This is a genomic window from Fibrella forsythiae (assembly GCF_017353175.1).
In the GTDB taxonomy this organism is placed as follows: Bacteria; Bacteroidota; Bacteroidia; order Cytophagales; family Spirosomataceae; genus Fibrella; species Fibrella forsythiae.
The window spans coordinates 1-22,504 of the sequence record NZ_JAFMYW010000002.1; the positions used below are offsets into that span (position 1 = coordinate 1).

General features: G+C 51.2%; 14 protein-coding genes. 9 read left to right on the forward strand and 5 right to left on the reverse strand.

Going from position 1 to position 22,504, the window contains the following annotated elements:
* On the forward strand, positions 1-772 hold a 772-nt coding region (locus tag J2I46_RS06215), incomplete at its 5' end, for a PA14 domain-containing protein (RefSeq protein ID WP_262898008.1).
* A gap of 224 nt (positions 773-996) precedes the next feature.
* Positions 997-2,007, forward strand: a complete 1,011-nt coding sequence (locus J2I46_RS06220) for a M48 family metalloprotease (protein WP_207328137.1) — start codon at positions 997-999, stop codon at positions 2,005-2,007.
* Between the two features lie 85 nt (positions 2,008-2,092).
* Here J2I46_RS06220 and rocD read toward each other — a convergent pair whose 3' ends face one another.
* Positions 2,093-3,340, reverse strand: a complete 1,248-nt coding sequence (rocD, locus tag J2I46_RS06225) for an ornithine--oxo-acid transaminase (RefSeq protein ID WP_207328138.1) — start codon at positions 3,338-3,340, stop codon at positions 2,093-2,095.
* Positions 3,341-3,451: 111 nt separating this feature from the next.
* Between rocD and J2I46_RS06230 the strand changes: the two genes are divergently transcribed.
* Together J2I46_RS06230 and rpmB are read left to right on the forward strand one after the other, a co-directional pair.
* Positions 3,452-3,622 (forward strand): C1orf53 family protein, encoded by a 171-nt coding sequence (locus J2I46_RS06230; protein WP_207328139.1) that lies wholly within the window; start codon positions 3,452-3,454, stop codon positions 3,620-3,622.
* Positions 3,623-3,683: 61 nt separating this feature from the next.
* Positions 3,684-3,923, forward strand: a complete 240-nt coding sequence (gene rpmB, locus J2I46_RS06235) for a 50S ribosomal protein L28 (protein ID WP_085410917.1) — start codon at positions 3,684-3,686, stop codon at positions 3,921-3,923.
* A 66-nt stretch (positions 3,924-3,989) separates the two neighbouring features.
* Here the strand turns inward: rpmB and J2I46_RS06240 are convergent, their stop codons facing one another.
* Positions 3,990-5,252, reverse strand: a complete 1,263-nt coding sequence (locus tag J2I46_RS06240; RefSeq protein WP_207328140.1) for an aspartyl protease family protein — start codon at positions 5,250-5,252, stop codon at positions 3,990-3,992.
* A gap of 162 nt (positions 5,253-5,414) precedes the next feature.
* Here J2I46_RS06240 and tpiA point away from each other — a divergent pair, with 162 nt between their 5' ends.
* Entirely contained in the window at positions 5,415-6,176 is a 762-nt protein-coding gene (gene tpiA / locus J2I46_RS06245) for a triose-phosphate isomerase (RefSeq protein WP_207328141.1), read from the forward strand.
* Positions 6,177-6,281: 105 nt separating this feature from the next.
* Positions 6,282-6,788 carry a cupin domain-containing protein gene (locus J2I46_RS06250; protein WP_207328142.1) on the forward strand — a complete coding sequence of 169 codons (507 nt, stop codon included), beginning with the start codon at positions 6,282-6,284 and terminating at the stop codon, positions 6,786-6,788.
* Positions 6,789-7,999: 1,211 nt separating this feature from the next.
* On the opposite strand, the gene J2I46_RS06255 is transcribed toward J2I46_RS06250, so the two are convergent.
* From J2I46_RS06255 to J2I46_RS06265, 3 genes are all read right to left on the reverse strand, one after another.
* Positions 8,000-8,368 carry a hypothetical protein gene (locus J2I46_RS06255; protein ID WP_207328143.1) on the reverse strand — a complete coding sequence of 123 codons (369 nt, stop codon included), beginning with the start codon at positions 8,366-8,368 and terminating at the stop codon, positions 8,000-8,002.
* A gap of 101 nt (positions 8,369-8,469) precedes the next feature.
* On the reverse strand, positions 8,470-9,000 hold the full coding sequence (locus J2I46_RS06260) for a hypothetical protein (protein ID WP_207328144.1): 531 nt from the start codon (positions 8,998-9,000) through the stop codon (positions 8,470-8,472).
* 105 nt (positions 9,001-9,105) lie between these two features.
* A complete protein-coding gene (locus J2I46_RS06265) occupies positions 9,106-10,233 on the reverse strand; it encodes a hypothetical protein (RefSeq protein WP_207328145.1) in 1,128 nt (375 codons plus the stop codon).
* 353 nt (positions 10,234-10,586) lie between these two features.
* Here J2I46_RS06265 and J2I46_RS06270 point away from each other — a divergent pair, with 353 nt between their 5' ends.
* From J2I46_RS06270 to J2I46_RS06280, 3 genes are all read left to right on the forward strand, one after another.
* Positions 10,587-11,369: a hypothetical protein gene (locus J2I46_RS06270; RefSeq protein ID WP_207328146.1), complete on the forward strand. Its 783-nt coding sequence runs from the start codon at positions 10,587-10,589 to the stop codon at positions 11,367-11,369.
* Between the two features lie 772 nt (positions 11,370-12,141).
* The gene (locus J2I46_RS06275) at positions 12,142-13,371 is read left to right on the forward strand and encodes a helix-turn-helix transcriptional regulator (protein WP_207328147.1); all 1,230 of its coding nucleotides are present in this window, start codon (positions 12,142-12,144) and stop codon (positions 13,369-13,371) included.
* A gap of 326 nt (positions 13,372-13,697) precedes the next feature.
* Positions 13,698-22,490: an immunoglobulin domain-containing protein gene (locus J2I46_RS06280; protein ID WP_207328148.1), complete on the forward strand. Its 8,793-nt coding sequence runs from the start codon at positions 13,698-13,700 to the stop codon at positions 22,488-22,490.
* Positions 22,491-22,504 lie beyond the last annotated feature (14 nt).

A 22,504-nucleotide genomic window follows, 5' to 3' on the forward strand; every position in this document is an offset into this window, starting at 1 on the left:
AACAACCAATACGCCGCCCACAGTAGTGGTTGCTGACGGTGTGGGACTGAAGGGGGAGTATTTCAACAATGCAAACGTAGCGGCTCCCGTTGTGCTGACCCGAATAGATGCTACTGTTGATTTCGATTGGGGCAATGGTTCACCCGCTTCCTCGATCAACACAGATTACTTCTCGGTCCGCTGGACTGGATTTGTAAAAGCGCCAGTAACCGGAAATTATACATTCAGCACATCGACTGACGATGGTGTTCGTCTGTGGGTGAATGGCAAATTACTCGTTGACGATTGGAACGGCCGCGCCACCAAAACAAACACAGGGGCAACGCTTGCGCTCGTTGCCGGCCAGATGTACGACATCCGGATGGAGTACTTCGACAACATCATCGGTGCTGTGGCCAAACTGCAATGGTCGTATCCGGGTCAAGACACGCAGATTGTGCCCAAGACCTACCTGTATATGCCGGCCGGATCGTCGAGAATGGCAGCCGTTACAGAAAATAACAATGACTATAGTCCTGAAATGAGCGTACAGGTTTATCCCGTTCCGGCTCGTGATGAGGTTCAGGTACGTTATTATGCCGAAACTGCTGGTGAAGCCGTTCTTCAACTAACCAGCGTTGGTGCGTATCCGGTTATGCAGCAGAGCACGCCGATCGTGCAGGGAGAGAACATAATCAAGATTCCGGTGCGCGAATACACCCGGGGAATGTACGTTCTTAGCCTGACTCAAGGGGCGCAACGTATCACCAGACGGGTACTGCTGGCTGATTAGAGAACATTGCTGGAGGATCTGTTTATTATGCCGGGGAGGCCGGTTTCGGGCAAGCATTCTGCTTACCGAAACCGGCCTCCCCGGCATAACAACCTACCTGAAAAGGTAAGGAAGTATGGCGTTGACCGCAACTGCTAAATTAAATGTTGTCGGCTGGTGGCGCCAGATAATGTAGGCTTGGTCTTCATCGTTTTAGTGATTGACGTTTACCCATACGATCACTGATGAACAACGCTATTTCACTCACCACTACGCTCGCCGGCGCTCTATTAACGGGTACATTGTTTGCCCAGGCTCCAGGCGCTACTACCCCGTCGTTTATTTGCAACTATACAGGTGGCAACACCCCTACTGCTCCCTGTACGTATAAAGGCCAGGCTACGAGCAGCCATGCCACCCGCGTCATTGACCGGATTCTGAAGCCCATTGGGTTGATGCAGAATTTCAAGGTTATGGAATGCCCCGAGACGCGCAACTGTTTTGCGGCCGTCATGAATGGGCAGCGATTTATTATTTACGATGGGGCTTTCATGCAACAACTCGAAGATGCCACCGAAACCGACTGGTCAGCTACAAGTATCATGGCGCATGAGATTGGGCATCATCTGCAGGGGCATACGCTGGCGTCGGGCGGAAGTTCGCATCAGAAAGAACTGGAGGCCGATCGTTTTTCAGGCTTTGTGCTCCACCAGCTTGGGGCTACGCTCGATGAGTCGCTGATTGCGATCAAAACCATCGGAAGCATGTCTGCTTCCGCATCGCACCCTGGCCGCATGGCACGGCTTGATGCTATTCGTAAAGGCTGGACAGAAGCCGACGGCATTTACCCCCGCACTAAGTCTGTTACCCCCAGCCGACCAGCTTCGCCAGCCATTGCATCAAATAAACCGTATGTGGCTGCGCCAAGAGTTGATAGACCCGTTCCTGCTTCGTCGGGCACGGTGGTACCTGCTATGATTACGCAGTACTACACTAATGGCCGGTTAAAATACCAGGGTGGTGTGCTGATGAATCTTCGCACAGGGCAAGGCACGTACTATTATCCGAATGGCGACCGGTATGTTGGTCAATTTGCCTACGATCAGCCACACGGTAAAGGCACCTACCACTTTGCTGATGGCGACACGTTCGTAGGTACGTTCCGAAACGGCAAACGAAGCGGTCCGGGTACGTTGTTCAACCTGGAGGGCGACGTTGAGGAGGAAGGCAATTACGTAAATGATGTGCTGAGGTGAGTTAAGAGTTAACAATTAAGAGTTGCTCTGCCAAGTCAGGCATTCCGTGCTAAGCGGAGCAACTCTTAGTTGTTAACTCTCAACTTTAAAATTCCCTCACCGTTTGCTCGATGATGTCGCAAGCTTCGTTCATCTGGGCTTCGGTAATGACAAGGGGTGGAGCGAAACGGATTTTATCGCCATGAGTTGGCTTGCAGAGCAGGCCATTGTCGCGCAGGCGGAGGCATAACTCCCAGGCCGTTTCTTCGCCAAACTCGGGCCGTTCCTGAATGACAATGGCGTTGAGCAGGCCTTTACCACGTACCAGCTGAACAAGATCCGTTTCAGCACAGAGCGTACTCATTCGATCCCGGAACAATTGTCCCATCACTTCGGCATTTTTGGCTAATTGTTCGTCCTTTACTACATCCAGGGCGGCCATGGCTACGGCGCAGCCTAACGGATTACCGCCGAACGTGCTGCCATGCTCACCAGGGCGGATTGTCAGCATGATCTCGTCAGATGCCAGTACGGCCGATACGGGCATGACACCACCCGAAAGGGCTTTACCCAGTACCAGTATGTCGGGCAGCACGTTTTCGTGGTCGCAGGCTATCCGGCGGCCTGTTCTGCCAATGCCTGTCTGTACCTCATCGGCAATGAACAGCACATTGTACTTGGTGCAGAGGGCACGTACCCCGCGCAGGTAGCCTTCGTCGGGAACCAACACACCGGCTTCGCCCTGAATCGGTTCAACCATGAACCCGGCAATGTTGGGGTCGGCAGCGAAAACGGCTTCGAGCGCAGCCAGATCATTGTAGGGAACCAGTACGTACCCGGGCAGCAACGGGCCATAATCATTGGTACTGCTGGGGTCGGTTGATGATGAAATGGCGGCGAGTGTACGTCCCCAGAAATTACCTTCGGCAAAAACCGTTTTGGCCTGGTTCTGCGGAATACCTTTGACCTTGTAGGCCCATTTGCGGGTCAGTTTCAGCGCTGTTTCGCCGGCTTCTACACCAGAATTCATCATCAGCACTTTGTCGTAGCCAAAGTAGTCGCACAGGTACTTTTCGCACCGGCCAAGCTGATCATTATGAAACGCCCGTGATGTCAGTGTTAATCGCTGTGCCTGTTCTGTAAGGGCGCCGATAATGCGCGGATGGCAATGGCCCTGACTTACGGCACTGTAGGCCGATAAGAAATCGTAATACCGTTTGTGATCTAAGTCCCAGACATAGACCCCTTCACCTTTTGTTAAGACAACTGGCAGTGGATGGTAGTTGTGGGCACCGTATTGGTCCTCGAGTTGAATGGCCTGTAGCGAAGGGGTAGGTGGGGTAGCTGTTGTCATAATTGGTTTTAATCTTTTTTTAATATCGGTGCTGGGCTATACGTCAAAACCATTAGCATAAACAGCCTGTTGCTTTGTGGAATCTACCGTAAATATAACGTACTGGTCACCATGACTGAAGAGCAACTGAAGAAACGCAAAATCTCCGGTTTAGCCGATGAGGATTACTACTTTACCAAAGAAGGATTTGTGGTATTCACGGCCAGTTACCACCTGAAGCGGGGGTATTGCTGTAAAAGTGGGTGCAGGCACTGCCCATATGGGTACAGAAAGGAAAAATAATTTGCACATTCACAGGGATTTCGCCAATTTTGCACCCTCATACGGAAAACGAGTACAAGTCATGGCCAGAGTTTGTCAAATTACAGGAAAGCGGACGCAGGTTGGTAACAACGTATCGCACGCCAACAATAGAACGAAGCGTAAATTCTTCCCAAACCTTCAAAAGAAGCGGTTCTTCGTAGAATCGACGGGAGAATGGATTACGTTGAAAGTTTCGACGTCGGCCATCAAGACGATCAATAAAAAAGGTCTGGAAGCGACCCTTCTCGATGCCTATAAAAAAGGCACTTTGTCGGTGTAATCGACCGTTGCACAAACTGCGTGAACGTCCGTATTAGCCTCCTTCCCGAGCGGAAGGAGGCTTTTTTTATATCATCCGTTTCAGCGCGAAGTTGATGACCATAAGCTGGCCATTACGCCTGACAACCAGCGTAACTTCTTTGCCTTCGCCGCGTTGAAGCGATTTATGGATGTCGCTGATGCTCAACCCGCTGGCTAGTTCGTTATTCACGAATATCAGTTCATCACCTTCCTGAATACCAGCTACATCGGCAGGTGAATCATCCATGATCTTCTCGATATAGTACGTTCTGTAGCGTTCACCCCTGGCTTTTAGTTCAAGGCCGCTCATGTCGTGCTCGAACTGTTCGTGCACCAGTCGGCGAACGGGTTTCAACACGATGTATTGCTCAGGGTAATTAAACGTAACATTGAACCGGCGCAGTAGTTCGCAGCCCACATTGCCCTGCCGGTCTGTTGTATTTACGAACCGCATACCGAATGACGAGCTATCGGGAAAGGAAGCAATTACGTTTTGTAGCTGATGCCGCCCCAGTCGAAGTCCTTCGATACGGCCCAGGCTGCCGTTGATAACCCCATTCAGCCCGCGTCCTAATTGTGCCCGCAGCAGTTTGTCGGGTCGGGGCAGCGCACATACAGTCGACTGTCCGTCGAGCATGAGCGCATGACCAGCTCCTGTATCCAGAACAACACGAAGTGGCACTGTCCGTTCACCGGAAAGCAGGGCTGTTACATCCAAGTAGGGTTTTGCATTCTGAATCACAATCGGATACCGGTCGCCAAAACGCGATCGATATTTGTATCGCTTGGGTTGAGTGAGGGTCAGTTCGCGATTGCGGAAGTCAATGCCTACCACAAAGCTGTTGAAGAGGTCGTAGCCGAAAATACCGTGAATCGGGATGCCTACATATTCAGAAAGGCGTAGAATATCGTCTTCAAGAACAACCAGGTTCTGGTGCGTAGCCTGCATGGCACCCATCGAGAGTTCATTGTCGATGGCTATGATAGCCGACAAACTACCACCCTCACCAGCGCCACTCAACTGCATTTTACGGGTGAGCTTCAGGGGCTGCAGTTTCAGGGCCAGCGGATCTGTTACAATTGTATTACTGACGCCGGTATCCAGGATGAAGTTGAGCGTGTCTGAATTATTGATCCGGATCTTGACGACAATCAGATTGGAGTGTAGTTCAAAAGGGATACGCGTAGACGTGCGATTGCCTTTCAGAAAATAGCCAAACCGGTCCTTGTCCGGCGTTTTGGGGCTATCGGTTGCAAACGCCGACAGGCTGCCGTACAGTAACCCAACTATCAGGCTCAGCGCTTTCATGACTGTAGATGTGTATTACCAGAAAATTACTATAAAAACTCCATAAATCTATAAAAAGTTGAGGCTAAGGCGACTGATTTACAAAGGTTTCCAGCATTCGGTCTAAAACCCGTAATTTCGTCCGCTTTCTGAGCCTTAATTACTTACTAAGTTAAAAGACGCATGCGCAAAAAGATCGTTGCTGGTAACTGGAAAATGAATAAAACCGCCGATGAGGGCCTGGCCCTTGTTTCGGAGGTAACAAACATGATTAACGCCGAAGTAACCGGCGATGTAACGGCGGTACTGTGCCCCCCGGCTCTTTATCTGACCACTTACAAATCATACCTGACAGGCGATAAGCTGGCACTTGGTGCCCAGAATTGCCACGAAAAAGCCTCTGGTGCTTACACCGGTGAGATTTCAGCCGCCATGCTGAAATCAGTGGGCGTTCAATACGTGATTCTGGGGCATAGCGAGCGTCGTCAGTACTTCGATGAAACGAATGCCCAACTAGCCGAGAAAGTAAACATCGCACTGGAAAATGGCCTGACGCCTATCTTCTGTTGTGGCGAGTCGCAGGATCTTCGGGAGAATGGTGATTATGTAGGTTTCGTGAAGAATCAGCTGACCGAAAGCCTCTTTCACCTGTCTGCTGAGCAAATGGCGAACATCGTTATCGCCTACGAACCTATCTGGGCCATTGGTACGGGCCTGACAGCATCGGCTGGCCAGGCGCAGGATATGCATTATGAACTGCGCCAGCACCTGGCCAGTAAGTATGGCGACGAAGTAGCACAGGACACGAGCATTCTGTATGGTGGTAGCTGCAATGCACAGAACGCCGAAGAGATCTTCGCGCAACCCGACGTAGACGGTGGCCTGATTGGTGGCGCGTCTCTGAAATCGCGCGATTTTGTCACGATTGTGAAAGCAAGACAGTAATCAGTTATCGGTGGGCAGGTATCAGTTATCACACCTCCGTATCCGGGTACGTTGTCAGATCAACCTGATAATCGTTCACTGAATACCTGCTCACTGAACCTGTATATGACCGCATCTGACTATATAGCTGTGTTTGGCATGGAATCGCATCCTGAGGGCGGGCATTATGTGCAGACCTATCAGGCAACGGAGCTCATTCCACATGCCGTCTTACCTAAGCGCTTTTGCGGCGACCGGCCGTATAGCACAGCCATTTACTTTCTGCTGGAAAACCACCAGCGTTCGGCCCTGCACCGGATTCAGAGCGATGAGGTGTGGCATTTCTATGCTGGCGGGCCGCTCAACGTATACATGATCGATCCCGAGTCAGGTACGTTGTCTACAATTCGGTTGGGTACGAACCCCAATCGGGGCGAAGTGTTTCAGGCGGTTGTACCGGCAGGATACTGGTTTGGCGCGAAACCCGTTGGACTGCCCAGCGATCTGCCCTTTGCTCTGGTTGGCTGCACAGTAGCCCCCGCCTTCGACTTCGCCGAATTTGAACTCGGCGATAAAGCTTCGATGCTGGCGCTGTTCCCACAACATGTAGGCGTTATCGACATGTTGACGTAGGGCGGTTGTGTGCCGTTTGCCAACGATTCTCCTTCGGTTGCGCTTGAGCCACTCCACCACGAAGTAAATTGTTTCATCCTCCTGCCTGCAATAAGGTATCGCTTCTGCCAGAGCAAATCTGGTCAGGCGACTCTTGCTAATTCCAGCATACATCGCTGCCTGCCGTAACGAAAGCATACGTTGTTGAACGGCTAATAGCCGTTTGGCAAGGGTTGATTGTTCACCCTGCCGTTGTACATACTGGCTGAGATCAGCCTCGTTCACTTTGGTTGTTCCCATTTTTCAACACGATTAACTGGTTGGGAAAAATGGGTTTGCGCAAACCCGGCTAACTATTTGCTAACCGTTGACAAAGTTGGAGAGTAAGAGAAGACAACCTCATCAACTTTAGTTTGTCGTTAAGGTAAAGGTTAAGAAGTATAGGGTAGAACCTACTTAAATGGCTGCAGTAATCCATCAATAGTAGAGCGCGTTTGCGGGCTGAAGCCACTGTCTAGCTGTTGATACAAAGTTTTAAAGCTGTTCCTGTTGAACTGGCTCCCGTCTGATTTGACAAAGCAATTAGATAATCGTGCCCAATCATTATTTGAGTGTCCGTCCTTGATTAGCTTACTGATGGAGGTAATAAAGTAAATCAGCTCAGTGGGATTGTCAGAGGCCCAGCGAATGGGCCTAAATGAGCCGATTGTCTGATTGGTAAAGGCGGCTTTACAATCATCTAAGGTTGTCTCTGCTATATGTGCTTCGCAAAGTGCCTTCGGCTAACGGCCGTTTGTTTCAAGGCTCTGCTAGTTAGAAACTTAAACGTACAGAAGTTGGGGTAGTTATAAAACAAAAGAACCGCTGATTGCAGCGGTTCTTTGTACCAGGAGCAGGTATAAAATACATCTATAACTAGCTGATTATTAAAAATTTATAATTGCCGAGTAACAAATAGGAAACATTTTATACAGGTAATACGAATACCGATACTTATGACGATAAATATTGAGCGTTTCATCCCATATATGGAGAAACTAAGCCTATACAATCGATATAGTTAGCAATAACCTACTGTCTTAATCCTTGTTCTGTTGGAAGTGAGATTCGGAGAGTGCGTCAGTGGAAACAGTGCTTAACTGATCAAGCAGTCTTAATCCTTGTTCTGCTGGAAGTGAGACTTTGAGCCGATTCAGCAAGATCGAAGAACTTCATCAGCTTAGTCTTAATTCTTATTCTTCTGGAAGTGAGACTTTGAGTGTGCTTACGAGAAAGCCGATGTTGTTCAATTCTTGTCTTACCAAATCAATACGCCTGGAGAAAAGGTCAGTTACACGTTTACGTACTTCATTTCCTATGAAGTAACCTCTGTGTGCCATCAAAATCTGTATTTTACCACTAGGATTCAGCATAAACAATCTACCGTAGGGTGCGGAGACATTTGATGCCCAAAACACTTTATCGTTTGTGCCACGCACAACTAGATTTCCATGTGACTGGGAAATCAGTTCTTTAGCAGAACCTGAGAACGGTACTGACCATACCTGCTTGGCAGTCGTTTGAGGATTGTCAATAAGTATTTCCGTGGTCAACGTTTCCAAGGCTGTTTCATTATTTTTTAGCGTTAGTTTGGTTCTGCCTTCTGTTATTGGGCTACCAGACGTTTTAAAATAGAGTGATTAAATCAGGATGATCCATCTATCTACCTAACCACACCTTCCACATGCACCCTGGCCGTGCTGCTATTGGGTATCTGCCCGTTGGAGCCACTTACGTTTATGTCGCCACTAACAGCAGTGTTCATTCCGTTGGGTTTACTTCCGGTCAATCGTACCCAAATGGTTACAGGAGGATGCCCTACCTTTAGCGATGATGAATAGCCAATTGATTCCTGTAGACTTATTTCAAAACCCTGCGGAGCTGTTAATCCGGCATTGGCTACATTACCCGAAAGTGTGAATTTTTTGGCTGACGAAGGTTTGCCCGATTCCGTTGAAAAGTCTGTCAATTTTTCAGGTATGCCCGCCATTACAACTGTAGGTGCGGGTGCATGTGAATCCATAATATCAAGATCGGGTTGAGCTCCTGCCGGGTTGACGTCGCCATTATTTGTGGCTGGCCTTGATCCCCCACTAGTTTGAGGTACATGGCCGCCCATCTGCGCGTGAACATGTACGGCTCCGCCCAATAGCAGAAAACCTAGAAGTGTTAGAAAGCGTGTTTGCTTATTCATAAGCAAGGAGAATGTTTGTTTGAAAATTGACTTGAATTAAAAAGTACGCAGTGGGTCGCATGGTCTGGACAGAAATAGAATTTTCCAATCCTCCAGGCTAATGACCTACTGGCCAATGGGCTTCACGATCTCGCGGGCCTCGTCGATATCAATCTTGATATACTCCGAATCGTCTTTGTTAAACGCTTTGGCGTGGGCCGTATAATCCTTTTTGGCGACGGCCGCCGATTCGCCCAAGCTGGCTATCGCCTGCTTTTTGGCCTGCTCTGACCCTATTTTCAGGCCCACCAAACCTGCATTGCTGATGGTGGTGGTTTCAATGTAATACGGCTTCTTTTTCGCGTCGTCGAGGTAAACGCCCATGTAACAGTGGCCGGGTACTTTTACCAGAAAGGAGTGCAGGTCAATTGCCTTCAGTACAGAACACATAAACACGGAGCCGTCTACGCAGTTGGCCTGATTGTTCTTGAGCACATCACCCAGGCTACGTACCCGCTGCGAGAACACCGACTGGCTGCTGCTACTGGTGTTTGTGATGCTGCTGTACTGAATACCGCGGTGGCCCATGGCGGCCCAGATGGCGGCTATCTGACGAATTACTTCAGCCTCGGTACCCTGATAGCCGGCAAAACTGCTGACGATACCAGTTTTGAGCGCCTCTTTCAAAAACGCGTCGATGCGCGGGTCATCTTCATTCACGTAGGCCGCGAACATATAGCCCAGATCTTCTTCCGTCTCGTTCTCTTCGTCGGCCATATAGAATGGGCACTCCGAAATAGACCGCAGGCTGACTGTCTGGGTTTTCTGGCCAACCTTCCGGCCATTGATCGACAGAACAAAGACCAGATTGACCGGACCTGGTTGGGTTCGGTTCCGCATGAAATCGTATTTGTAGTTGATCTTGGGGTAAACGCCGTAGCTGCCTTTATCTAGTTTCCCTTGATAAACGCTATACGTGTTAATCTCGGAGGGTAACAACTCAATCTTGACGTCGGCCCGGCTGGTCAGGTCCAGTTCAACGGCAATCTGTGAGGTCCCGTCTTCGGTGATGATATAAAATGGCTGACCGTCTATCTGGACTGTGTCATTTTCGTTATCGTCCCAGCCTGCGTGGGCCAGAATGTAAGACGGGAACAGCATGTTATCCATCTTGACCCCGGCTTGCCAGTCTTTTACCTGAGCACTGGCTACACCGCTGAGAAGCAGGACGAAACTTATTAGATACTTGTACATGATGGGTGCGTTGGGCGAAAATTGGTGAGTCTGTTAGTTAGGCGTCTAAAGTAGTATCAATCCCTAGCGAGTGCCAGTATATAGCCAGGGTTTGAGTGCGAATACCTACTTTTTTGAGTGCGAACGCGTGCGCGGTGGCGCATATGACGCTGCTCAGTACCCTAAATTTGTACCGGCCTTATTTCAGCCCCAGCTATCAAGATACCGATGGCGATGAAACGTGCCGTATAAATCACCAGTTGTCTTGGCGACTAATCTGCAAGATCTACTCTTGAGATAGTACTAGATTAGTAGGTTAATTAGAATCATTTCACACGTATAACCCATATCAATTTCATTAAATACGTCCTATCATGTTGAAAATCAAGTACCTGCTTGTCCTTCTGTTCGGCCTGACCATGGCCTGTTCAACCAAAAAAGAAACGTCGGAGAATGAAGGAAAAAGCGATTTAGTTGTGGGGGCCGACGAGGACCAACACGGCTGTAAAGGGTCGGCGGGCTATCAGTGGTCAGCGGTACAGAAAAAATGCGTTCGGCTGTTTGAAACCGGTATCGAGCTGACCCCGGTACGGGCGCAGCAGGGTACCGTAGCCTATCTGCTGTTTGCATCTCCGGATGATGACGCAACGGCGGAGGTGTTTCTACCCGGTGACCGGAGCAGCCGGTTACTGACAAAAAAGACCGGTGATGATGCAGGTACCTGGACATTCGATACCCTGACACTCACCCAGTGGAAAGGCATGTACACGCTAAGTGGGCCTGGTGATGCAGACCTGTACCAAGGTCATCTTGAAGTTGGTGCCGCTACAGTGGCCCCGGCAGATGCTGTCCCTGATGTGGTGACCCTGCTTCAGGGTAAGTGGCAATCAGTGGATGATCCGAAAGCTGCTTTTACCGTCAATGGTACATCCCTGACTACTTATGACAAGGGCCAGAAGCGAGTGACTAACACGTTTGCGTATGTGGCCGACTGCGGGGGGAATGCCTGTAATGGTCAGAAAAGTAAGTACGGCTGCTTTACAACAGCCGGCGAATTCGACATTGATTGCCAGTCAATAGTTGCTATTTCTGCAACCAACTTGGAAGTCACGCAGGGAGCTACCGGCAAGACTATCCGGTACAGGCGATCTCAATAGACCGTAATTATAGTAGTGCGCTATGTAGAAATAGTTCGTATAGATACATCCACAGCCTTTGCCGGGAATGCTGAGTAAAAAAACGCATTAGCTGTCTGAACAGCCAGTTAACTCAGAGGAGATAAGTCAGTCGCTAAGCTGGTATGGGAGATGAGCTACTATGCCTGATAGTTCATTACAGCCACCCATCGTACAATATCCCTTGACTCGACCGACAGGAGTACGAAATGAATTTTGTTGCACAGCCAAGTCTAGTTGGCTGTGACGCGCCCGATAATAAGTTGACATTGTCAGGTAGTAGGCACGGATTATTGAGACGAGCCCATTAGCAGACTACTGCTTACCGTTATGCTACGTATGTGGCTGATGCTGAACGCGGCGCAGCGATTGGATTGATTAAATTCAGGTTGGGCATTGAGGAAGTTAATTGATGCTACACAAAATTCAGTATATCCAGCACTGTATGAAGTGCTAAACCCCCACTTACTCGAATCTATACATACTCGTTGCCTGCCTCCAGACATCCAGCCACAAGTAACTTCATTAGCTAGAGTTGATTACGAATTGTTAACTTCACAAAATGACTAATATACCTCGTGATAGGTATAGATTAGTCCATAAGTAAGTTCCAAATTAGCAGCTGTTGAGATTAGTTCAGACAGAACAACGGATGGCTTACTTATGTGTTCAAGTAATTGCACTAACGGCTTTACTGATTGTCGCGTTTGTATACTTCGTATTATTTCAGCTAAACCGCAATCAAAAATCGTTTATGCCTTCCTGTTTTATGTGCTGGTTCTACGTGCTCCTGATGGGTTTTTGCCACAGCACAGCTTGGGGTCAGTCTACGCCTTTTCAGCAAATTGAGGAGCGCGTTTATGCGTATAATAATGCCTTGCAGTATGAAAAGTCACAGGCCTTACTGTTGCCCATCTTAAGTAACTCCAGCTACAGTGCTGACGATCATTATCAGGCGGCTATTTTGCTATCGTATACCTACAAGCGGTTGCTCGATTACACAACAACGCTTCAATTTCTGGGTGAAGCGGAGCAACTAGCCTCTAGGACAAATACCCCGGCCGTCAACACAGCCAATGTTCTGGCCCAGAAGGCTTTTGTCTATTTTGACACGCACGCTTACGCTAAATCAGAGAACCTGATGGGGCGTTTGGCCAAAACGAATTTTCGGTACATCAGTCAGGAAGATAGGGCGAAACTGATTCATCAGCAGGGTTATTTACTCTTTCTGGATAAGCGGTATCCAGCAGCCGAAGCAACCTACGACCGGGCTTTAGCGGATTTACGAGTAGCTTCCGGCTGCGATCTGCCAATGATTTTAGTGAAGAAAATGCAACTCTATGCGGCCATGAACCGTATGAATCTCGCTTTAAAAGCGTTCAAGACATCGAATCGGTGTGCTGATTCATGTGGTATTATAAAGTACCGGATATACGCCTATGATGAGTTAAGCCTCATTTATAAACGGCGAAAAGACATGGCTGGTTTCGCTGCCGTAAACCAGGTGCTGGATTCGCTCAACGAGGTGTATTCCCGAAGTGAAAAGATAGCTGATTTGCATAACCAGAAGGAGACAATTAAGCAGCAGGCCTTTGCCCGGCAACTAGACGATCAACGACGGCTGAATTGGCTGACCGGAGTAGGAAGCCTTTCAGGTCTGGTAGTGCTGCTGCTGATTGGCTTGCTCATGTTTCGAAAACAACAACGTCGGCTAGCCAGTGAACAAGACCAGCTTCAGCTTCCGGTAGATCTGGCAGTAATTAACGATCCCGTAACGCCTGTTAGCATAGCACAGAAAAATACCAGTGCCTTGTCGGAGCGGCAACAACTGGTTGTAGCCTATTTGTTGAAAGGACGCTCCAATCGTGAAATAGCTGATGCCATGTGCATATCAGAGAATACAGTGAAATATCATATAAAAAATATTTACGATGAACTAGATGTGAAGAATCGGGCAGAATTACTGGCACGGTTACGAGATTGATAATCATTTAAGGGCAGCTCTATAAACTGAATTTGTAATTGTTATTGTGTATAAATACTCTGTTTTTGCGATGGAATAGCCCTACCCGTTCGGGTAGTCTTTGAATTTGGCCGCAAAACTACCCGTTCGAATAGGGGGCTGTCGGTAGTGAGTCAATAGGTTTGGCGTAGTTAAATCAGATCGCTTCATCTGATCAACTAGCTACGTCAATTATGATTCCTCCTCTACTTGTTCACTGCCAAATCAGTCAGGATTCGCCTGCTGATTTACGTTCGTTACCTACACATAATCGAGGGGCGGGTTACGTCATACGCTTACTCCTAGTCATGCTGTTCTGTTTTATCTGGATGCAGCAGGGGGTGGCCCAATGCGTGTTGGCAATCACCAAACAGCCCGTTGGAGCCACCAGATGTGTTGGTGATACCTATTCATTCTCGGTGACCAATACTGGTTTGGGGACCTACCAGTGGCAGAAAGACGGCGTCGACCTGATTGATGAGGTGGGTAATATTAGCGGCGCAACCACCGCTGAACTAACGTTAACCGACTTGTGCGCCACCTGTGATCCGGGCGAGTATGTGTTGGTCGTAACGGGCACGGGTGCTTGTCAGGGGCAGACTGTGAGAAGCAATGCGGCCAGGCTGATCGTAAACTCGCCGGTTGCCATTACTACCCAACCCACCAATCAGCAGGTGTGCGAAAACAGTATTGCTACGTTCACGGTGCAGACAAGTGGCATTGTCAGCAGTTACCAATGGTTTAGCAACGGAGTACTCATTAACGGGGCAACCAGCAGAGACTACCTGGTGAGAGTCAACAACACGCTCAACGGCAATAAATACAAAGTAGCGATAACGAGTTCCTGCGGCACTGTTACCAGCGATGAAGTAACGCTGGAAGTGACGGCCAAACCAACTGTGACGCTTCAGCCGGTAGGGGCGACCAAGTGTGTAGGTGACAATTATACATTCACCGTCACGGCGACAAATGCCGGAGGCTATCAGTGGTTGAAAGATGGGGTTGACCTGATCGACGAGGCAGGTAATATCAGTGGGTCGACAACAAACAAGTTGACCTTAACGAACTTGTGCGCTACCTGTGATCCGGGCAGTTACGTGCTCGACGTTGAAGGCGTAGATGCCTGTGCTGCAACAGTGATTTCGACAAGTGCAGCGGTATTGCTGGTGAACACCCCGGTAACGATCAATACACAGCCCGCCGCCCAGCAAGTGTGCGAAGGCAGCACAGCAACCTTCGCAATACAGGTAGACGGGACGGTTACAGGCTACCAATGGTACCGTAATGGCGCGGCTATCAATGGGGCTACGTCGGCCAGCTATCAACTCACTACCAATGCGGCCAACAACAATGAGAGGTACAAAGTAGAGGTGCAGGGCCCCTGCGGCACAGTGACAAGCAATGAAGTAGTCCTGACGGTCAGTGCCGAGCCTGTTATCACGCTTCAGCCCGTGGGGGCCACCCGGTGTGTAGGGGACAATTACAGTTTTACGGCCACCGTCACCGGCGACGCTACCTACCAGTGGCAGAAAGATGGCGTTGATCTGATTGATGAAGCTGGTAACATTAGCGGGGCAACAACCGCCCGGCTGACTTTGACCGACTTGTGTGCCACCTGTGATCCGGGTAATTACGTACTGGTCGTGACTGGAACGGGAAGTTGCAACGCCACCCAGCTACGCACTAACGCGGCTGTATTAGTGGTCAATACGCCGGTTGCCATCAGGGCCCAGCCTCAAGCCACTACTGTTTGTGAGGGAAGCAATGCGACATTTAGTATACAAGCCAACGGCACCATTACGACTTATCAGTGGTACCGGAATGGCGCGGCTATCAATGGGGCAACGGCTGCCAGCTACCAACTGACAACCAGTAACGCCAATAACAATGACAGATTTAAGGTCGACGTGGTCGGTAGCTGTGGCACGGTGACCAGCAATGAAGTGGCTCTGGGCGTCAACGCCAAGCCCGTCATTACGGCTCAACCGGTGGGGGCTACCAAGTGCGTGGGCGAGGCCTATACCTTCACCGTTGCAGGTACGTCTATCGGATCATATCAATGGCAGAAAGACGGCGTTGATATTGCCGGGGCGACTTCGGCCAATCTGGTGCTGACCAATTTACAGACTGGCAACGCAGGTACGTATCGGGTGCGCATCACCGGGGCCGCTACCTGTAATAATGAATCACTGGTTAGCAGTGAGGTTGTGCTAGTGGTCAATACGCCGGTAACCATTAGTGCCCAGCCTCAGGCGACTACTATTTGCGAGGGAAGCAACGCTACATTTAGTGTACAAGCCAATGGTACTATCACAGGTTATCAGTGGTATCGCAACGGCACGGCTATTTCAGGGGCAACCTCAGCCAACTATCAACTCACTACCAGTCTCAGCATTGATAACGACAAATTTAAGGTCGACGTGATTGGTAGCTGTGGCACGGTGACTAGTGAGGAAGTAACTCTGGGCGTCAACGCTAAGCCCGTCATTACGGCCCAGCCTATGGGTGCTACAAAATGCGTGGGTGAGGCATATACGTTGTCCATCACGGCCAGCAATGCCGGTTCCTTCCAGTGGCAGAAAGGCAGTATCGATATTGCCGGGGCGACCTCAGCCAATCTTGTACTGATCAACTTGCAGACCAACAATGTCGGTACGTATCGGGTGCGCATCACCGGAGCCGCGGCTTGTAGTACTGAATCGCTCGTCAGTAGCGAGGCTGTTCTCGTCATCAACACACTGGTAACGATCAGTGCTCAACCTAAGGGAACTACTGTTTGCGAGGGGAGTACGGCAACGTTTACAGTTCAGGCTTCTGGGATCATCAATAGCTACCAGTGGTACCGGAATGGCACGGCTATTTCAGGGGCAACGGCTGCCAGCTACCAACTGACAACCAGTAACGCCAATAACAATGACAGATTTAAGGTCGACGTGGTCGGTAGCTGTGGCACGGTGACCAGCAATGAAGTGGCCCTGGGCGTCAACGCCAAGCCCGTCATTACGGCTCAACCGGTGGGGGCTACCAAGTGCGTGGGCGAGGCCTATACCTTCACCGTTGCAGGTACGTCTATCGGATCATATCAATGGCAGAAAGACGGCGTTGATATTGCCGGGGTGACTTCAGCCAATCTGGTGCTGACCAATTTACAGACTAGTAACGCGGGTACGTATCGGGTGCGGGTTACCGGAGCTGCGACTTGTAACAGTGAATTGGCTGTCAGCAATGCCGTTACGCTGACGATCAACACCCCGGTAACAATTACCACACAACCCACCGTCCAGCAGGTTTGCGAAGGGAGTAACGCTACGTTCTCCGTACAGGCTACGGGCAGCATTACAGGCTACCAATGGTACCGTAATGGCACAGCCATTAATGGAGCCACTAGCGCCAGCTACCAACTGACGACCAGCATCGCCAATAACGACGAACAATACAAAGTAGACATAATTGGCCCCTGTGGCACTCTTACCAGCAATCAGGTGACACTGACTGTCAGCGCCAAACCTGTCATCGCGCTCCAGCCTGTGGGGGCCACCCGGTGCGTAGGTGACAATTACAGCTTTACGGCAACCGTTACTGGCGACGCTACCTACCAATGGCAGAAAGATGGAACTGTTCTGGCCGATGAAGCGGGTAACATTAGCGGGGCGACAACCGCTCGGCTAACGCTGACCGATCTGTGCGCCACCTGCGATCCGGGTAGTTATGTTCTGGTTGTGACCGGATCGGGCAGTTGTAATGCCACCCAGCTACACACCAATGCGGCGGTACTGGTGGTCAATACACCGGTTGCCATCACTGCTCAACCTCAGGCTGTTACAGTCTGCGAGGGAGGTGATGCTACGTTTACGGTGCAGGCTATCGGGACTATTAATGGCTATCAGTGGTATCGCAACGGCACAGCCATCGCGGGGGCTACCAGCGCCAGCTATCCATTGACTAGTAGCCTCATCAACCATAACGACAAGTATAAGGTGGAGGTGCAGGGGGCTTGCGGCAACCTGACCAGCACTGAAGTGACGCTGAGCGTGAATGCCAAGCCCCTGATCACGGCTCAGCCTACTGGAGCCACTAAGTGCGTGGGAGAGGGGTACACCCTTTCTGTTTCAGGAACAAACGTGGGTTCGTACCAGTGGCAAAAAGATGGGAATGACATTGTGGGGGCTACCTCGGCCGAGCTGCTACTTAACCCCCTTTCTCTAGCCAGCGCAGGCAGCTACCGGGTGCGTTTGAGCGGAGCCGCCACCTGTGCCGGGAAGTCTCTTTTGAGCAATCAGGTGGTATTGCAGATGAACACTCCTGTTACCATCAGTAGCCAGCCTGTTGCTACCGCAGGTTGCGAAGGCAGCCTGGCAACGTTCTCAATTCAAGCTAGCGGTACAATCACGGGCTATCAGTGGTACCGTAATGGTGCGGCTATAAACGGGGCTACGTCGGCTAGCTATCAGTTGACTACCGCCGTAACTGACGATAACAATACGTACAAGGTCGATGTGCAGGGCCCATGCGGAACGGTCACCAGTACTGAAGTGAGCCTGAGAGTGAACAGGAAGCCCACCATCACGGCCCAACCAGTAGGGGCGATCAAGTGTGTGGGTGAGGCGTATACGTTTGCCGTTACAGCAGGCGACCCCGGGGCGTATCAATGGCAGAAAGACGGCGCTGATATTGTCGGAGCTACCTCGGCCAATCTGGTGTTGACCAATTTACAGACAGCCAACGCCGGTACGTATCGGGTACGGGTTAGCGGAGCCGCGACTTGTAATGCTGCATCACTGGTCAGTAACGAAGTCACCCTGGTCATCAACACGCCGGTAACAATCAGTGCTCAACCTCAAGGAACTACAGTTTGCGAAGGCAGTAATGCTACGTTTACAGTTCAGGCGTCTGGGACCATCACTGGTTACCAGTGGTACCGTAACGGCTCTGCCATCAACGGAGCGACCTCAGCCAGCTACCAATTGCTAACCAGCCCAGCTAACAACGACGATAAATTTAAGGTCGACGTAATTGGAAGCTGTGGTACCATCATTAGTAATGAAATCGCTTTGGGCATTAATGCCAAGCCAGTTATCACGGCTCAGCCGGTGGGGTCTGTCAAGTGTGTGGGTGAGGGATATACCTTCGTCGTCACAGGTACTTCCATCGGTACATATCAATGGCAAAAAGACGGTGTAGATATTGCCGGAGCGACCTCAGCCAATCTGGTGATAGGTGCGATACAGATCGCAAATGCAGGTACGTATCGGGTACGCATCACAGGAGCCGCAACCTGTAACAACGAATTACTGGTCAGTAACGAAGCTGTTCTAGTGGTCAACACGCCGGTAACGATCAGTGCCCAACCTCAGGCAACTACAGTTTGCGAAGGCAGCAATGCTACGTTTAGCGTACAAGCCACTGGCACCATTACGGGGTATCAATGGTACCGCAACGGTACGGCTATTTCAGGGGCAACTTCATCCAGCTACCAGTTGCTGACCAGCACCGCTAATAACAACGACAAATTCAAGGTCGATGTGATCGGTAGTTGTGGCACAGCGATCAGCAGTGAAGTGGGTTTGGGTGTCAATGCAAAGCCTGTCATTACGGCTCAGCCCGTTGGGTCAATCAAATGCTTAGGTGAGGGGTATACCTTTACTGTCACAGGTACGTCCATCGGCACATATCAGTGGCAACGCGATGGTGTAGATATTGCCGGAGCGACTTCGGCTAACCTGGTGCTGACCAATTTACAGACAGCCAACGCCGGTGTGTATCGGGTACGGGTTGGCGGAGCCGCGACCTGTAATAACGAATCACTGGTCAGTAGTGAGGTCGTTCTGGTGGTTAATACGCCGGTAACGATCAGTGCCCAACCTCAGGCAACTACGGTTTGTGAAGGAAGTAGTGCAACGTTCGCTGTGCAGGCCAACGGCTCCATTACGGGGTATCAGTGGTATCGTAACGGAACCGCTATTTCAGGCGCAACCTCAGCTAGTTACCAGCTGACCGTCAGTAGCGCCAATAATAATGAGCAATACAGGGTAGACGTGCAGGGCGCCTGTGGTACGGTGACCAGCATTGGCGTGGAACTGACGGTTAACGCCAAACCGGTGTTCACCGCCCAGCCCGTTGGAGCCGCCAGATGCGTAGGTGAGGCCTATATATTCTCGGTAACGGCCAGCGGTGCCATCACCAGCTACCAATGGCAACGCAACGGCGTCGATATTGCCGGGGCCACGGCCGCTACTTATACCATAGCAGCCATTCAGCCGGGCGATGCAGGAACGTATCAGGTAGCATTGACGGGAGCAGCCACTTGCGGAAATGAACGTCTTACCAGTGCCGGGGCTATGCTGGTGGTTAACGTACCTATCCAGGTCACAACACCACTTGTTTCGCAAACGATCTGTGAGGGTAGCCCCGTCACGTTTACCCCTTCGGCAACCGGTACCATTACGGGCTACCGCTGGTACCGGAATGGGCAGTTGCTGAACACTACCGATCCAACCTACACGCTGACAGCCACGCTGGCCAACCAGAATGATACCTATCGGGTCGAGCTGATCGGTCCATGCGGCACGGTTACTTCTACCGAAGCAACGCTGGCCATTATTCGGATTGAGACGCCGACGATCACCTCCAACAAACCTGATGGAATGTGCGTTGGCCAGCAGACCACCCTGACGGCGAATGGTTGCACCGGCACAGTCACCTGGTTCCGTGATGGCAATGCTGTCGGGTCAGGAAATACATTAACTACCGGAGAGACAGGTACGTATACCGCTTCCTGCGCCAATCAGGGGTGTGCCCTTCAACCACGGAGCAACGCCGTTCAGGTCATTCAATTATCGCCCGTCGCCTTTACAGCGGCCGTGCAGAACGTGACGTGTTTTGCGGGCAACAACGGGGCAGTGACAATAAACCCCGCTGGTGCCGCAGGAGCGCCTTACGTCGTGCGCTGGACTAATCCGGCCGGTTTGACCAGTTCAACGATTGGAAATTTGACGGCGGGCACGTATGCCTTTACCATTACCGACCGGATCGGATGTACGGTCGCTGGTAGTCAGGGGATCACGCAACCTACTCAGCCTTCTGGCAGTGTTGTCGCCACCGACGTAACCTGTAACGGGCGAAAAGATGGCCGATTGGTCTTGAACGCCCGCAGTGACTACGGGGGATATATCTACAGCGTGAACGGTGGTACTCCCGTCGCTTTCTCTGCCGGAGCTACCCAAACGCTGACCAACCTGGATCAGGGTACGTATACCATTCGGATTACCGATGCCCGCAATTGCGAGGTGCTGGCGGCTACAGCGGTAACAATCAACCAACCTACGGCCCTGACGGTGCTGACTAGTCTGGTGAAGCAACCTCTCTCGGCTGATTCGAAAGACGGTAGCGTCGAGATAAATGCATTGGGTGGGACGGGGCCATACACGGTGCGCTGGTACGATGCCAGTGGAGCCGAGTTGACCACGCCAGTACAGACAACGGTCACCGCTACGAGCCTCATCAGTCGCTTGTCGCCCGTGGGTGGTGGCGTTTACCGGGCCGTAGTCAGAGACAAAAACGGATGTGAACAAGCACAGACTCAAACCCTGGTGGCTCCCCCTCGACTGGTGGCAACGATCACCACAACACCGATCTCGTGCTTTGGCCGTAACGACGGAACCGCGACGGTATCGGTAACAGGCGGGGTAACGTTTACCACAACCCCAGCTTACCGAATCGGCTGGCGCAGACAGGGTACGACCACGACCATTGGCGGAGGACTCACCGTCTCGAGCCTGGCTCCAGGTACGTATGAGGCCATCATAACCGATGCAAACGGCATTTCGACCTCCGCAACCGTGTCATTGACCGAGCCTGCCCTGCTGAAAACGACCGTCAGCCAGATACTGCCCAATTACTGCACCAACCTGCCGCTGGGCGAGGTGACGCTGCAAACCGAAGGCGGACGAGCACCTTACCGCATCACCTGGAACGGCAACGCGATCCCTGGCAACACGGTGACCAAATTACCAGGCGGGCGGCAAACATTCACCGTGACGGATGCGTCGGGATGCGTAGCCACCACCGAAGCCATCGTGCCCGACAACGCAACGGCGTTCAATACCAGCATCGCTTACACTGCGCCAACCTGCTTTGGCCGCTGCGACGGTACGTTGATCTCGACGGTGCAGGGCGGTAATGCACCCTACCAGTATAGCTGGCGGAACCTGTCGGCTACCACGCCAACGGCCTTCAGCGTGTGCGGCACTGGCGAAACGGCCCTGACCATTCAGGATGCCAAAGGGTGCATTATCACCTCAGCCGTTGTGTCACTGACAGCCCCCGCACCCCGCGTACTGGGCCTGCCGGCTACTCAGGAGGTGTGCCCGTCGAAACCGTTCGAGTTGAGCGCGGCTTCGCTAACCTGGGGCAAAACCTTCGTCTGGACACTGCCCAACAGCACCACTCAGACCGGAGCAACCATTCAGGCCAGTGGCGTAGGTACGTATCAGATCACGGTGCTCGACGAAAATAGTTGCGGTGGGCAGGGAACAATACTCGTCAGGCAGTTCTCTACGGTCAATCAGCTCTTCACGATGCCCAGTGAGGCGGTGGCCGGAAAATCAGTCGTGGCGATTGACCTGACCAGCCCTGCTCCGACCAGTATTCGCTGGGAAGTACCGGGGGGCACCATCGTCAGTCAGGATACCTATCAGGCCAAGTTCAGTTTTGCGCAGGTAGGTACGTTCAGCGTCACCGAAATAGCCACGGTCGATAATTGCGACTATCGCCTGACTAAGGCCATCGACATTAAAGCTAACCTCGACGATAACGGCTTTCCTCGTCCGATGAATGTAGCGCCGATCGAGGTGACGGTGATGAGCAATCCAACTGTAGGCACTACCCTGCAACTGGCCATTGCTAACCCGGCCGACGAGGATTTTTCGGTGACCGTGCAACCCATTACCGGCCATCAGCGCGTCTTCGGCCAGGAATACAGTAAGCATGGTTCTAATCTGCTGACGATCAGCTTGCCTGGTACGGTCACCGACGGACTTTACATCCTGACGGTGCAGACCGCTACCGTCCGCATCACCAAACAAATTCTGGTTACCCGATAATCGCCCATCACGCT